This window comes from Pantoea sp. MBD-2R (genome assembly GCF_039134845.1).
Lineage (GTDB): Bacteria > Pseudomonadota > Gammaproteobacteria > Enterobacterales > Enterobacteriaceae > Erwinia.
Map to the genome: position 1 here is coordinate 2072179 of NZ_CP152417.1, position 16089 is coordinate 2088267.

General features: G+C 55.6%; 6 protein-coding genes and 1 pseudogene. 5 read left to right on the plus strand and 2 right to left on the minus strand.

Going from position 1 to position 16089, the window contains the following annotated elements; translation table 11 throughout:
• Nucleotides 1-81: 81 nt before the first annotated feature.
• Entirely contained in the window at nucleotides 82-1095 is a 1014-nt protein-coding gene (locus AAGQ96_RS09705) for an NAD(P)-dependent alcohol dehydrogenase (protein WP_342755382.1), read from the minus strand.
• 114 nt (nucleotides 1096-1209) lie between these two features.
• On the opposite strand from AAGQ96_RS09705, the gene AAGQ96_RS09710 reads away from it, so the two are divergent.
• The 4 genes from AAGQ96_RS09710 to AAGQ96_RS09725 all read left to right on the plus strand — a co-directional run bounded on the left by AAGQ96_RS09710 (nucleotide 1210) and on the right by AAGQ96_RS09725 (nucleotide 15319).
• Nucleotides 1210-2151, plus strand: coding sequence for an AraC family transcriptional regulator (locus AAGQ96_RS09710; RefSeq protein ID WP_342755383.1), 942 nt, complete (start codon nucleotides 1210-1212; stop codon nucleotides 2149-2151).
• Nucleotides 2152-2673: 522 nt separating this feature from the next.
• Nucleotides 2674-4338, plus strand: a complete 1665-nt coding sequence (locus AAGQ96_RS09715) for a ShlB/FhaC/HecB family hemolysin secretion/activation protein (protein WP_342755384.1) — start codon at nucleotides 2674-2676, stop codon at nucleotides 4336-4338.
• Nucleotides 4339-4349: 11 nt separating this feature from the next.
• A complete protein-coding gene (locus AAGQ96_RS09720) occupies nucleotides 4350-14990 on the plus strand; it encodes a hemagglutinin repeat-containing protein (RefSeq protein ID WP_342755385.1) in 10641 nt (3546 codons plus the stop codon).
• Entirely contained in the window at nucleotides 14990-15319 is a 330-nt protein-coding gene (locus AAGQ96_RS09725; protein ID WP_342755544.1) for a hypothetical protein, read from the plus strand. The genes AAGQ96_RS09720 and AAGQ96_RS09725 overlap by 1 nt, the downstream gene beginning before the upstream one ends.
• 75 nt (nucleotides 15320-15394) lie before the next feature.
• On the opposite strand, the pseudogene AAGQ96_RS09730 reads toward AAGQ96_RS09725, so the two are convergent.
• A pseudogene (locus AAGQ96_RS09730) lies at nucleotides 15395-15511 on the minus strand (RstR family transcriptional regulator); the annotation flags it as partial.
• 86 nt (nucleotides 15512-15597) lie between these two features.
• On the opposite strand from AAGQ96_RS09730, the gene AAGQ96_RS09735 reads away from it, so the two are divergent.
• Nucleotides 15598-15810 (plus strand): hypothetical protein, encoded by a 213-nt coding sequence (locus AAGQ96_RS09735; protein ID WP_342755386.1) that lies wholly within the window; start codon nucleotides 15598-15600, stop codon nucleotides 15808-15810.
• The last annotated feature ends 279 nt before the right edge of the window (nucleotides 15811-16089 follow it).

Sequence of the window (16089 nt, forward strand, 5' to 3'; positions counted from 1 at the left end):
AGCGGGCATCTGCTGATGCCCCCTCTGTGTGATCGGAACCTGAATATATCAGACGCTGTTAAACAGCGTGAGCGTGCAGTCTTAGCTGATGGAAATCACCACCTTGCCGGTCTGCTGTCGGCTGTCAAAATAGCGCCAGGCTTCAACAGCCTGCTCAAACGCAAAGACTTTACCCACTACCGGTTGAAGCTGGCTTAGGGTCAGTGCAGCATTCATCGCAATAAAATCTTCACGACTGCCCACGCTGAACGGCCTGACAGTTGCGCCACTTTTAAACAAAGTCATAAAATCAACGGCCTGGCTCCCGCTGGCAACAAAGCCGAGCAGCGCGATTTCACCGCCCGCCGCGGTCGAAAGCAAAGACTGCTTCAGCGTACCCGGCCCACCGATTTCTACCACCCGCGCCACGCCTTTACCCTGAGTTAACTCGCGCACCTTAACCGACCATTCAGGATTTTGCTGATAGTTGATAATGTGATCGGCACCAAGCGTGGTGAGCAACTGTGCTTTTTCATCGCTGGAGGTCAGTGCAATAACCCGCGCGCCCATCAGTTTGGCAAATTGCACGGCGAACAGTGCTACGCCGCCGGTGCCCTGTGTCAGTATGCATTCACCCGGCTGTATTGGTCGGGACTGTTGCAGACTGTTCCATGCCGTGACGGCTGCGCAGGGCAGGGTCGCGGCCTGCTCCCAGCTCAGATAATCAGGGATTGCTACCAGCGTCTCTTCATCCACCACTTTATATTGTGTTAACCAGCCATCGGCTTGCGTGCCGTAGGTTCCTCGGGCAGCGGCATCATCTCGCTTACCACTAAACCAGTAGGGAAAGAAGCTACCCGCCACCCGATCGCCAATGTTAAACAGGCTCACTGCCTCACCGGTGGCGATGACTTCACCTACGCCGTCTGATAAGGGAATGAGACCGGCTTTAGGTGAGAGGGTGCCCGTGCCGTGCAGGATCGCCAGATCGCGATAATTGAGGCTACAGGCATGGACTTTAATCAGCACCTGATTACGGCCAAAAACAGGTTGCGGTTCGTCGATCAGCCTTAATCCTTCCAGGCTGCCAAAACGTTCAAGACGATAGCTTTGCATCGTGCCTTCTCATTGATTTAGTGAGTGTTTCATTACCTTAAGGGGTTTTCACTGGACTATGAATGTCTTAAAACGTATTTTTAGTGACTTATCGTCCAAAAAAGCGAGCGTGCTATGGATCCTCTTGATGACGTCTTCGCCGCCATGCGCCTGCAAAGTGCGCTCTATTCGCGCCTTTTACCACTTGCGCCTTGGGGCGTTAGCTTTATAAAAAGCGCTTCTCTGCGCTTTGGATTTGTAGTTTCAGGTCAGTGCTGGCTACTTGCTGAGGGGCAGCAACAGCCGGTCAAACTGCAACAGGGCGATGGCTTTCTGGTGCAGCCTGACACGCTGTTTTCTCTGGTTGATCACCCCGCCAGCCCGACGCGCTGGTGTGAAGATGTTTTTGCCGAATGTGCCGGTAAAAATCTCAGCTTTGGCGGAGAGGGCGAAGCAGCCGATATTCTTTGTGGTTACTTTACTTTTGACCGTGCGGGCGCCGAGCCGTTGCTGTCACTGTTACCTTCGGTAGTTATTATACCGGCTGATGCAACGCGTTCACCGCTGTTAGAAGCGACGTTAAAACTGCTGGCACTTGAAACCGTCGAACAACATTTAGGATCGCGCGTTGTAATCAGCCGTCTTGCCGACGTGATGTTTGTGCAGGCCATCAGGGCGCATTGTCTGCGTGAGCAAACGCATCAGGGGTGGATTGCGGCGCTGGCGGATGCCCGGCTTTGCGAGGTGGTTAAACGTATACATCAGGACATTGCCAGGCCATGGAGCCTGCAAATGCTTGCCAGAGAGGCGGGGATGTCGCGCTCGTCGTTTGCCGTGCATTTTAAAGCGGTTACCGGAGAAACGCCGGGCGACTATCTGACGCACTGGCGGATGTACCGCACTCGCTGCTTACTGCGACACCCCAGCTTAACGCTTAGTGAGATTGCCGGGCGCGTCGGTTACGACTCGGCAATGACGCTGGGGCGTGCGTTCAGGCGCTTTGCTGGCATAACGCCGGGAGAATATCGCCAGCAGATCAGGCAGCAATTTCCGTCGTCCGCCATCAGGCAGAAATAAAGCTAACCCGATGAATCTGTCTCAGGATTCGAAACGGTTTAGGAGGACGGCTGCGCAGTGACAACATCACGACAGCCTTCAGTGAATTGTAAGGCACACCATCACGGGCCTGCCTGCGGACATTTTATTACCGAAAAGCGCCCGGAAGAATTTTGTGCGCTGACTGGCGCTTTTCTACAGGAAAAAGGTCACAGCACGCGTTAACGGGATCCGGTGCGATTGCAGGGTTCTGTCGTTCATCACATAAATTTAATAGCGGAAAACGTTACCGATCTCGCTTTCTGAATAAAGGCAGCACCTGCTGCCTTTATGAATTAAATTCTACTCGTTTAGCGATCGCGCATTTTTTAAAGATAAAAGAGAGGTGATTTGATTTATGTCGGCAGATTAATATCCCATAACGCGCATTATCAAAAATAATTCGTTTTTTAGCTTATTCGGGAACTTTCCGATAGTTAAGGTGTTATTCTTCGCACCCTTACTTACATAATCCTTACAATCAGTTTCACTGAACTTTTAACGATGAAAATTAAAATAGGAAAGTGGCTGGCGTTGTCTGCTGGTTTGTTTTTTTGCAAGGTACTTGCTGCACCGCTAACCCCGGGCGACCGCGATTATATTCAGACTCAGCAACAACAGCAGCTGGAGCAGAACCAGCAGCAGCGTAATGCGCTTTGGCATGCTTCCACACCGCACAGCGCGCCAGCAGCGGCTGGCACACAGTCAGGGCAGTGCTTTCCTGTTCATCGTATTATTATTAAAAACGCTACGCTGTTATCAGTCAGACAGCAATCAGCATTAACGGATAATTATAATAACCGCTGCCTGAACTTAACGGAAATTAATGCGCTTGTGCATGCAATTTCTGACTGGTATATGCAGCGGGGCTATATTACCAGTCGGGCATTTCTTAGCGAGCAGAATTTATCCTCTGAAGAATTAACGATTCCCGTACTTGAAGGGAAATTAGAGGCTGTACGCCTCAATGGCGTGCACTCGCGCATGTTAGAAACAACCTTTCCGGGGCTGGAAGGGAAAACGCTCAACCTGCGCGATATAGAGCAGGGAATGGAGCAGATTAATCGGGTACGCAGCTCACCGGTACAGATTGAAATTGTGCCGTCGCAAAAGCCAGGCTATTCGATTGTTAATCTGACCAGTCAACCTGAATTTCCCGTTAGCCTCTCGGCCGGTTTTGATAACAGCGGACAGAAGAGTACCGGCGTGGGTCAGCTTAACAGTGCCGTTACCGGTAATAATCTGCTCGGACTGGCCGACCGCTGGTTTATCAGCGGCGGCCGCAGCAGTGCGTTCAGCGAGTGGCGTGATGCACAGAACCTTCAGGCTGGCGTCAGCATGCCGTACGGCTATGGCCTGCTGGATTACAGCTACAGCTGGAGCAATTATCACAGCAGCTTTATCAATAACGGCTTTACCTGGCTGAGCAACGGCGACAACATCGCGCACCGGCTGAACGGCTCCTGGGTGCTGCTGCGCAATGGCACGATCAAAACCGGCGTTCAGATTGGCCTTAACCGTTATGCCAGTCACAACTTCCTCAATCATACGCTGTTGCAAAGCAGCAGCCGCAAGATCACCAGCCTTCAGTTCGGCCTGAACCATACGCAAAAAATCCTCGGCGGCGTCGCTACCCTGAACCCGGTACTGAGTCGCGGCATGCCATGGTTTGATGCCGAAAGCGACGCGGGCAAAACCGGTGATTTACCCAAAGCGCAGTTTCGTAAATGGAGCCTGAGCGGCAGTTTTCAGCGCCCGATCACCCAAAAGCTCTGGTGGCTGAGCAGCGTCTACGGGCAATGGTCACCGGACCGGTTGTATGGCAGCGAACGCCTCACCCTTGGCGGCGAAAGCTCGGTGCGCGGTTTCAAAGAACAGTATCTCTCCGGTGATGCGGGCGGCTACCTGCGTAACGAACTGAACTATTCGCTGTTCAGGCTACCGGACATCGGTGAGGTCAGCAGCCTGCTGGCCGTCGATGGCGGCTGGCTGAAGAGTGACCCGCAGAATCGCCGTTCCACCGGCACGCTGTGGGGCAGCGCCGTAGGTTTCGCAACACGGAATACGCATTTCTACAGCCAGTACACGCTTGGCATCCCACTTAGCTATCCCGGTGAGTTGGCCCCGGATCGCGTCAGCATTTATGCCCGCTTTGGGCTGATCTTTTAAGAGGAAGGATTATGGACGATCTGAAGCCGGTTTCTCTGGCCCGTCGCGCACTGAGCTATGTGATTTGCTACCTGATTGCCGTACAGCCGATGCTGCCTGCGGCCGCTGCGGCCATCACCCCGGTCACGCCGGGCACAAAAATGGACGCGGCAGGCAATGGTGTGCCGGTGGTCAATATCACCGCGCCGAACCAGGCGGGCGTGTCGCATAACCAGTATCAGCAGTTCAACGTCGGCAAGGAGGGGCTGATCCTCAATAACGCCACCGGCCAGCTCACACAGACCCAGCTTGGCGGGCTGATCCAGAACAACCCTAACCTGAAAGCCGGACAGGAAGCCCGCGCAATCATCAACGAAGTGGTCGGCGCTAACCGCTCTCAGCTACAAGGCTATACCGAAGTGGCGGGTAAAGCGGCCAACGTGATGGTGGCGAACCCGTACGGCATTACCTGTAGCGGCTGCGGCTTTATCAACACGCCGAACGTCACCCTCACTACCGGTAAACCGCAGCTGGATGCCAGCGGCAATCTTGCCGCGCTGGAGGTGAGTAAAGGGTCGGTGATCGTTGAAGGTCAGGGGCTTGATGGCAGCAGTGCAGATGCGGTGGCGATTGTGGCGCGCGCCACGGAAATCAACGCGGGCATTCACGCTAAAGACCTGTCGGTGACAACAGGTGCAAACCGCGTCGGTCAGGCGGGTTCCATCACGCCAATAGCGGGCGAAGGTGCCGCGCCTGCGGTCTCGGTAGACACTGGCGCGCTGGGCGGCATGTATGCCAACCGGATTCACCTGGTCTCAAGTGAAAAGGGCGTCGGCGTTAACCTTGGCAACCTGAATGCGCGTCAGGGCGATATGGTGCTGGATGTTAACGGCCAGCTGACGATGAACAACAGCCTGGCCAGCGGCGCGCTAAAAGTGAAGGGCGAAAGCCTGACGCTCACCGGCGATCATAAAGCGGGCGGCGCGGTTACGTTGAGTGCCGGGAACAATATTGTCGTTCAGTCCGGTTCGCTGCTCAGCGACGGTGATATCACGCTTAACGGGCAAAATAACGTCAAGCTCGCAGATGCACACCTGACGGCGGGCCGGACCATCGGCCTGAGTGGTCAGACCGTCAATATCGACCAGAACAGTGAGGCTAACGGTGCAGGCAATATTACGCTGTCCGGTACACAACTCGGTAATGAAGGACAAATCCGTTCTGGCCAGCAGCTTGATATTACTGCCGATACCTTAACCAATAAAGGCTCACTTGCGGCGGATGGATCGCTGACGGCTCAGGTCGCCGCGCTGGAAAACCAGGGCACCTTACAAAGCCAGCAGGCACTGTCGCTGGCGGGAAACACTCTGCTTAACGGTGGGAAGATCGCCAGCGGCGGCCAGCTGACTATCCGCCATCGTAGCCTGACGCAGAACGGATCGCTTTCTGCCGTCAACGGACTGGCAGTTGCTGCCGATACGCTGACGGCCAGCAGCGGATCGCGCATCGCCAGCGAGGGGAATATTGCTCTGAAGGGCGATGTTATCCGGCTTGCAGGCGAGATAACGGGTGGCGATCTTACCGCGATCGGTAAGCAAATCACCACCGACGGTAGCGCGCAGTTGCAGAGCAAAGGCGCCCTGCAACTCACCGCTAATCAGGCCACGCTGAACGGGACGCAAACGGCCGTTAAGGCAATGCGCCTGAACGCCGATGCTCTCCAGCACGGTGGGAAAAGCTACGCTGACGAGTTATCGATTGAGGCAGCAGAAATCAGCAACAGCGGAACGCTGATCGCGCCTGAACTGATGCTGACCAGCCAGCGCCTCAGTAACAGTGGACTCATGCAGGGCGATCGCAAGCTGGGCCTCACCGCCAGCCAGTTCGATAATTGGCAGGGCGGTACGCTCCACAGCAATAGCGATCTCTCGCTTGCGATTGCCCGGATCAATAATCAGGGCCTGATCACCGGTGATAACGCGCTTTCATTCAGTGGCGACAGCCTGACTAACGGCGGCGAAATCAATGCTGTCAGTCTTGATCTCTCCAGCCTTAGCCTGACCAATCAGAACACCGGTCTGATGCTGGCAAAAAACGGCCTGACCCTTTCAGGTGAACAGCTCACTAACGCCGGACAACTGGCGGCGGAGACGCTGAATCAGACAAAAGGCGACCTCAGCAATACGGGCAGTATGCAGGCCGTGCAGGCTATGCGTTTGCAGACGGGAACGCTGGATAATCAAGGCACTTTACTGAGTGGCGATACGTTAAATCTGACGGCATCCGTTCTGAACAACGCCGGTCAGCTACAGGCCGATACGCTGGCGCTGGCCGCGGATAAAGCCAGCAATACCGGCACCCTGCGCAGCGACGGGCAGAGTCAGCTTCAGGTGGTTGGCGAGCTGGCGAACAGCGGGTCGCTGATCGCGAAGGCGCTGACGTTACAAGGCGATCTGCTCAACAGCGGTTTACTTCAGTCCGCAGATGTTTCGATCGGCGGCAATAGCGTGCGGAACGTAAGCGACGGCCAGATTCTGAGTGAAAACACGCTTCAGGTTAACGCTAACACCTTCGTTAACCAGGGCAAGATCGCGGCGCAGTCGCTCACCCTCTCTGGCGGCGCCCTGACCAATAGCGGGCTGCTTCAGGGAACTGACGGTTTAAGCGTCACGGCTAACACGGTTGAAAACCAGCAGGCAGGGCGCATGCTGACCGGCGGCGATCTGACGCTGGATGCGGGGCAGTTAACAACTGACGGCGTCTTGCAGGGTATGAACGCCACCGTCACGGCCGCTGACTGGCAGCATAACGGTTCTTTGCTGGCGACGGGAACGCTGAACGCTAACCTCTCCGGCCTGCTTGCCAGTCAGGGCGATCTGATGAGTAAAGGCAGCACCGACATCAATGCCGGCACCTTTAACAACAGCGGTTCGCTACTGAGCGAAGGCGATATGACGCTCGGCGGCGGTAGCCTGATCAATACCGGCGCGATCCAGGGAGATAACCTGACTCTTCGCCCGATACAGATCGACAACGACGGCTCGCTTACTGGTCTACAGTCGCTCACGCTGGGCGCTTCTGCGCCTGTAAGAGCGCGTATGCTGCTCGCGACAACATCTTCAACCCTGCCAGCACTGACCAACGGCAGTCAGGGATCGCTGTTAACTCTCGGCACGCTAAAGATAAAAGCCGGCTCGGTGAGCAACGACGGTCGCTGGCAGGGACAGCAGATCCTGCTGGATGCGCAGAACCTTTCCCAGCGCGGGGCTATTCAGAGCGCGGATGCGTTGCAGCTGCTCCTCAGCGACAGGCTGGAGGCAGGAGCGAACAGCAAGATTACCGCCAACGGCACGGCCGCGCTCCAGGCGCTGACGTTCAGCAACGGCGGGGAATGGACCGCTAAAAATCTTACGCTGACCGGCAATACCCTGACCAACAACGGCGCGATCGGCGGCGTCAATGGCCTGACGCTCGCCTTGCAGGGCGCGTTCACTCAGCAGCAGGATAAAACGCTGCTCAGCGCGGGCAAGCTGACGCTCGATGCCGCCTCGGTAAACAATCAGGGACGCGTGCAGGGAAAATCTCTCCAAATCACCTCGGGACAGCTGGATAACGGCGGTCGCTTACAGGGTGATGACGCCACGGATTTGACGCTGGCCGGCAATCTGAATAACGCGGCCAGCGGCAGCATTATCAGTAACGGACCGCTGACCCTCACTACGCCGGGCCTGGTTAACGCCGGGCTGATCCAGAACGGTAACGGCTCGGTGCTTTCGGTTGCGGGCGAGACGCGCAACAGCGGACGGCTGCTGAACGACGGGACGCTGAACCTGAACAGCGCTTCGCTGAATAACAGCGGCTGGCTTCAGGCTACGAACTTACTGGCGAATGCGGCAACGCTTCTCAACAGCGGCACGGTGCTGGCTGAACAGCAGGGCGTGCTCACCGGTAACAACCTGACTAATCAGGGCACGGCGCAGGGCAACAATCTTACCGTTAACTATCAGCAGATTAACAATAGCGGCACGCTGCTTGGCAACGGCCAGCTGGCGCTGGATGCGGCTCAGGTTAACCAGCAGGGCAATGGCCGCCTGTTCAGCGGCGGCGATCTGACCCTACACAGCAACGGGCTGGACTCTGCCAGCCAGATTGTAGCGCTGGGCAACCTGGCGCTGACGCTGGCTAACGGCTTTAGCGCGCGCGGCGTATTGGCCGCAGGAAATACGCTTAGCGTCAGCAGCAATGGCGATATTGATAACCAGGGCACCCTTCAGGGCAATGCGATCAACCTGAATGCAGGCGGCGTGCTCACTAACAACGGCCAGATTACGACGGGCGGCGGCGTCAGCACCCTGAGCGGCAGCCGCATCGATCTTAACGGCGCGGGCACGCTTCAGGGCGGCGGCGACGTGGCGCTTAACAGCCGCAGCGATATCAACGTCAACGGCTTTACCGGCACGCGTGGCTCAATGACGCTGACCACGCCGGGCAGCATCGTCAATACGGCGCTGCTGTATGCCGGTAATAATCTTTGGCTGCTGGCCAACAGTATCCGTAACCAGCGCGGCGATATTCTGGCCGGAAACAATCTGTGGATGCAGCGCGATGCGGCGGGAAATGCCAACGGCGAGGTGGTAAATACCTCCGGCACGGTGGAGACGCAGAATGGCGATATTAGTGTCAATACCGGACACCTGTTGAATACGCGTGACGGATTGAGCGTATCGCAAAGTACTACCACGGCACCGACCAGGGCGGGCCTTGGTGATGCGACGATGACGATATCCATCTGGGAGTTACCCGTTGGCAGCTATGGTTATTTTACTACAGTCACTACGACAGAGAGCGGTGGCGGATGTGCCGGAGCGGATGGAGGATGTTCCACACACACCGACGTCAAAACATATTACGGAACGCTTGCTGAATCGGCGATACAGAAGTTCGCGCTGACTACTGGCACAACAAATGTGATCAGTAACGGCGGGGCGGGTCGTTTCGCTTCCGGGCATGATGTGGTTATCCGGGCTGATCATCTGGAAAATCAGGCCAGCAATATCCTGGCAAACGGCAATATAACGCTTGCCGGTAATCAGCTCGAAAATCAAAGCTGGCAGGCCGGGACGAACAGCGATGTACTGGTTTACGAGCACAAAGCGGTGGCTGGGACAATCAAAATTGGCGAGAAAAGAACCCAAAATGGCGCCAAAGGCAGCAACTTAACCTATAAATTGACGGGCCATGAAACCGAATACACTCCCGGCGAACTCTACCGCGCCGTTATCCAGGCCGGTGGCAACGTCAGCGCGAATTTCAGCAGCGATCTGAGCAATACCAGCACCACGGCCAATGCGGGAGCAACAGGAAATACGCTGGCAGCCCCTTCGCTAAACACCTGGAGCACGCCAGCCCGTGTTGCCGCGTTACAAAAGCAGAGCCTCAACGGGACGGATAAGGTTGCGGTAAATTCACCGCAGTGGCGCGACCTGCTACAAAATGCAGTTCAGCAGGTCAATGGCGCAGTGGGTCTTGATAACGCTTCCGCTAACCTGCCTTCCGCAGGCAATACGCCGGGCAGTCATTCGCTGAAAAATTATCAGCCGAAAAGCGTGGATACCAGCGCTTATCCGCTGCCTTCTGGTGATAACGGTTACTTTGTTATTTCACCTGAAAGCAAATCACCGTATCTGATCACTTTAAACCCCAAACTAAACGGGCTGGGGCAGCTGGACCAAAACCTGTTCGGCGATCTCTATTCGCTGCTGGGCGCACAGCCTGCCGGTGCGGTAAAAGAAACCCGCGCACAGTATACCGATGAGAAGCAGTTCCTCGGCTCGGCCTATCTGCTTAACCGTCTGAATCTGAAGCCCGATAACGACTACCGTTTCCTTGGTGACGCGGCTTTCGATACCCGTTACGTCAGTAACGCCGTGCTTAACCAGACCGGAAATCGCTACCTCGGCGGCACAGGCTCCGATCTGGAGCAGATGCGCTACCTGATGGATAACGCTGCCGCCACACAGCAGTCTCTTGGACTGGAGTTTGGCGTGTCGCTGACCGCCGATCAGCTGGCTTCGCTGGATAAAAGCATTATCTGGTGGGAAGCGGCAACCCTGAATGGCGAGACGGTGATGGTGCCAAAAGTCTACCTCTCGCCGAAGGATGCCGTAGTTCAAAACGGCAGCGTGATTGCCGGTAATAACGTCACGCTGAAGGCTGGAAACGTCGCCAACAGCAGCAGCACCCTTGTGGCGCAAAATGCGCTGGCGCTGGACAGTCAGAACTCAATTGAAAACCTGAACTCGGGACTGATTCAGGCCGCCGACAGCCTGAAACTAACCGTGCTGAACAGCATCACCAATGTGGCTTCCACTATCAGTGGTAAAACCGTGGCGCTGGAGAGCGTAAACGGCGATATCAATAACCTGACCACGGCACGGCTCTGGCAGTCCGGTACACGAAATGGTAAAGGCACCCCGGGAGTGCTGACTGAAACGCAGAGCAGCCAGACAGGCGCCATTTCCGCAACCGAATCGCTGTCGCTGCAATCAGGCAGAGACATTAACGTGCAGGGCGCAACACTGCGCGCCGGTGGCGATCTGCTGATGAGCGCCAGCAATGACATCAACGTTACCGCCAATCAGCTGACAGCAAGCAGCGGACTGACAGATTTCAAAAACGGTAAACGCACCGTTGTAAACAACAGTAGCGTGTCCAGTCAGGGAAGTGACATCACCGCGGGCGGCAGCCTTGCCATGCAGTCCGGGCACGATCTGAATATCAAGGCCAGCACGGTGAATGCAGCCGGTAACGCGGCTCTCGCGGCAGGTAACGATATCAATCTGCAAAGCGCAGCAACCAGCCAGAACAGTAGCCAGGGAAAAAGTGAATCGCACAGCAGCGGACTGGCCCGCACCACCGTCACCAGCGGCAGCGATTTGACGCTGGCCGCCGGACGCGATCTCAACAGTCAGGCGGCCGGGCTGGTGGCTGACCGGGATGTGGCGCTTGCAGCGGGTCGGGATGTCAATCTGACGGCGGCGCAAACCGCTTCCGGCAACAGCGACAAAGCGAGCAAAAAGACGGAAATCACTGAATCCGTCCGTCAGCAGGGAACTGAAATCGCCAGCGGCGGCAGCACCTCGGTTACCGCCGGGCGTGATGTGAACAGCGAGGCCGCGCAGGTGACGGCCACGCAGGATCTGGCGGTCAGTGCCGGTCGCGATATCAACCTCACCACCGCCACCGAAAGCGATTACCGCTACAAAGAGGAAACCAAAACCAAAAAAAGTTTCCTGAAAAAAACCACCACGCATACCGTTAAAGAAAGCAGCGATACGGCAGAAAAGGGAACCCTGCTGAGCGGCGATAACGTCACGCTAAACGCGGGCAACAACCTGCTGGTTAAAGGTTCTGCGGTTGCCGGTGAACATGACGTCGCGCTGAAGGCCGGCAATAACGTCGATATCGTTGCCGCCACCAACACTGATTCCAGCTGGCAGCTTAGCGAGAAAAAGAAAAGCGGCCTGATGGGCAGCGGCGGTATTGGCTTTACGATCGGCAGCAGCAAAACCCGTCAGGAGCTGAAGGAAAAAGGCACCACCCAGAGCCAGAGCGGCAGTACCGTGGGGAGTTCAGCGGGTAATCTGAGCATTAGCGCCGGCGGGCAGGCGCACGTTGTCGGCTCCGACCTGATTGCAGGCAACAACCTGTCACTGAGCGGTGACAGCGTGGTAATCGACCCGGGTCACGACAGGCGCATCAGCGACCAGACGTTTGAGCAGAAGTCGAGCGGACTGACGCTGGCGCTTTCCGGCACGGTTGGCAGCGCGATTAACAGCGCGGTGACCACGGCCCAAACGGCCAGCAAGGAAAGCGATGGTCGCCTGGCAGCGCTTCAGGCGACAAAAGCGACGCTGTCCGGCGTGCAGGCGTCGCAGGCTATGCGCATGGATACCTCGAAAGGCAACGATCCGGCCAACAATAACACTATTGGCGTTAGTGCCACTTATGGCTCGCAGTCGTCCAAATCGACCAGCCACAGCGAGCAGGATCGCACCAGCGGCAGCACGCTAAACGCGGGCAATAACCTGACCATCGCCGCCACCGGCGGCAAGGAAGGCGCACAAAGCGGCGATATCACCCTTGCGGGCAGTCAGCTAAAAGCAGGCCGGGACATGGCGCTGAACGCGGCGCGCGATATCACGCTGCTTTCCGCTCAGGATACGGATCTCACCACCGGGAAAAACGAGAGCAAAGGTGGCACGCTGGGGATCGGCATTGGTGCCGGTTCAGGCGGCTGGGGGATCAGCGTTTCCGCCAGCGTGAACAGCAGCAATGGCAGGGAGAAGGGCAACGGCGTCACGCAAAATGAAACCACGCTGGATGCAGGCCGTCAGCTAACGCTGAGCAGCGGACGCGACACCACGCTGAGCGGGGCGCAGGCGAGCGGCAGCAAAGTCGTGGCGGACGTGGGCCGAAATCTTACGCTGAGCAGCATGCAGGACAGCAACAGCTATGACTCGAAGCAGACCAGCGTCAGCGCGGGCGGCAGCTTTACCTTTGGCTCAATGAGCGGTTCGGCGTACCTCAGCGCTAACCGCGACAAAATGAAAAGCAACTACGACTCGGTGATTGAGCAGACCGGGATCTTTGGCGGGCAGGACGGGTTTGATATTACCGTCGGCAACCACACACAGCTGAACGGCGCGGTCATCGGTTCAACGGCAGCAGCGGATAAAAACCGGCTGGATACCGGCACGCTGGGCTTCAGCGATATCGATAACCGCGCGGATTATAAGGTGCAGCACGTGGGCGGCAGCTTCAGCACCGGCGCACCGGCCGGCAGCCAGATGCTGAGCAACATGACGTCCACGCTGCTCAGCGGCCTGGGCAGCAGCGGCCATGCGGAGGGCGTTACCCATGCCGCCGTCTCTGAGGGAACGGTGGTGATACGCGACCAGCGCGGGCAGCAGCAGGACGTCAGCCAGCTCAGCCGCGACGTGGCCGGTGCCAACGGCAGCATCAGCCCGATTTTCGACAGGGAAAAAGAGCAGAAGCGGTTGCAGACCGCGCAGCGGGTCGGCGAAATCGCGGGCAAGGCGATGGAGATGGTGCAGACCGAGGGCACCCTGCGCGCAACCGGGGCGGGCAAAGCTGAGCTGGCGAGAAAAGGCGTGCAGGAGCCGGGTGAAAAGGCCACCAGGGAAGAGTGGAAAGCGTACAACGACGTGCTGACCGGCACTGACGGTTACAAAAACACCGAGGCGAAGTTCGGCACCGGCAGCGCCATCCAGCGCGGTATACAGGCCGCCACGGCGGCGTTGCAGGGGCTGGTGGCAGGCAACGTTCAGGGCGCAATTGCGGGAGCCTCTGCCCCTTACCTGGCGGAGCTTATCCACAGGGAGACCATCACAACCGGTCCCGACGGAAAAGAGGTGGTTAACGAACCGGCCAGCCTGATAGCGCACGCGGTGCTGGGCGCCGTGGTAGCGCAGATACAGAACAACTCAGCGCTGGCGGGGGCAACAGGCGCGACGGCAGGCGAGTTTATCGCGCAGCAGCTTTATCCGGGCGTGGATCGTGATAAACTCAGCGAGGAGCAGAAGCAGATCGTCAGCGAGCTGGGCACGCTGGCGGCAGGGCTTGCAGGCGGTATAGCCGGAGACAGCACCGCCAGCGCGGTTGCGGGTGCGCAGGCCGGGAAGAATGCGGTTGAGAATAATGCGCTGAGTGTGCCGGGTAACAAATCCCGTGCTCAGGAAATGGCTCAATGTCAGGGCGGAGCCGCCTGCGAAAAAGATGTCATTGATAAGTACAAAAAAATCAATGCTGAGCAGCATGAAAGCGTAGTTGGATGTAAAGGCGCTCAGGACTGCGTTAATAAAGTTAGTGAAGTTAGTCAGTTACAAGCCGATTACGCCAGCCGTACCAATGAGTTGCTGGAGAAAGCGCGCACTAGTGGCGGATTAAGTCCGGCAGAACAGGACGAATTAGCTGTTCTTCAGGTGACGACCATCCAGCTTGAAACGGACAGAAACGCGGCGATCCATAACGCGCTGATGTCCGGTGATTCAGCGGAGGCGAAGCAGCTTGCTATCAATTCATTAGCGCAAGCGGCAGGAACCAGTGCTGCGGGGATTGCAGCAGGAGTTGGTAAAGGAAATAAACTCCCTGCGAGCGCTGAAAAAAATGTTGTGATCGTGGATTCAGGTCAAAAAGGTGCCTGGAATAAAAATCTGAATAAACCGGAACCAAACACGATTTATCAGGTTGATGGAAATAAGACTTATTATACTGATGAGTTGAGTCGCACGACTAATGTTACAGCTTCACTTAGTCTGTCAAAAAGCGATAGAAACACCTATCAGCAGTGTAAAGCTGGCAAATGTGGCAGCACTGGCGACGAAGGAGGTCACTTAATTGCCAGTATATTCAATGGCCCAGGTGAAAAACTCAATCTTGTTCCTATGAATGGTAATCTCAATAAGGGAGCATGGAAGCAAATGGAGAATTCATGGGCTACGGCATTGAAAGATGGGAGAAAAATTGATGTTAATATTCAACCAATTTATTCAGGGAATAATACAAGGCCAGACAGGGTGATTGTCCAGTATTCAATCGATGGGAGTAGACCTGTCAATGTTGATTTCAAAAATTCTCCCGGAGGTAAATGATGCAGAATGTGGATTTTGAACAAAAGATAGGTCAAATTTTATACGGTTGCGGGCCAGAGAATGCAAAAAAAATCATAGTAAGAGCCGAAATTTTCACTGAAAATGATGGCGGTAAATATGAGTTTGATTATTTTGACGAAAATGATGAATTGGACTGGTTCTCCCCCGATGGAAGAGCTGTTGCTGATTTGACAGATGTTTTAGTCGCTTATAAGTCGTTCTTTTCAGATAACAATTTGACTGATGGGAAACCTATTTGGTCAAAGTGTGAGATAACAGTTGATATTCCAGAAGAAAAAATACATATAAATCTTCATTATGACGATTAACGAAAATCAACTCCCTCATAGTTGGTGGTGGTCAGCGGGCTGTTAGTGTTAGTGCACCTTCAGTTCGCGTCCGTGTTAACTCTCTGCTTTAGCCACCTTCCTTGCAGAGTCCTGGCGGCGGGACTGGTACTTGATAATCATGCTCTCCAGTACTTCGCGAACTATCGCCTGTTCGTTCTCCGGCAACTGGCTGTTATGCGCTGGGTGATGGCTGGAACAATATACTGCCATCAGGAGCGATAGATTATGGGCAGTCTCAGGTAATCCTTGGTACAGAGATGATACAGGGTGGCGCCTCGCCTGATGAAATCGCGGCAGCACTGTCGAAAGCGGCCAAAGGCGATATGCCTGAAGGGCAAAATGCAGTAGAGGGATTACTGATAGCCTGGGGTAACTTCTTAGGTGTGACGTTAGACGTCGTTATGCCGAATGAGCAAATGACGCCACAAAAAGCGGCTGAAATACTGTCCAGCGGTGTGCCAACCAGTTAAGCCAAACTTCTGCAATATGTGGCGGCTAAAGTATTTTTAACTATTGCAACGAGCACGACAGTTAAAGCAGAAACAGGCAATTCTCTAATCTACCACGAAAATTGTGGGGCGCATGTAACTAAGAAACATGTTGCTCAGTCTGATGCTGTATTACTTTCTCGACTTAAGTCAGAACCGCGGCTTACCGCATCTTCAACATTCTTTAATATCGAAGCCGCAGACAAAGCCATAGGTAACGGTATATCTGCCAATAAGAAGAAACTAACAGACTGACGATCT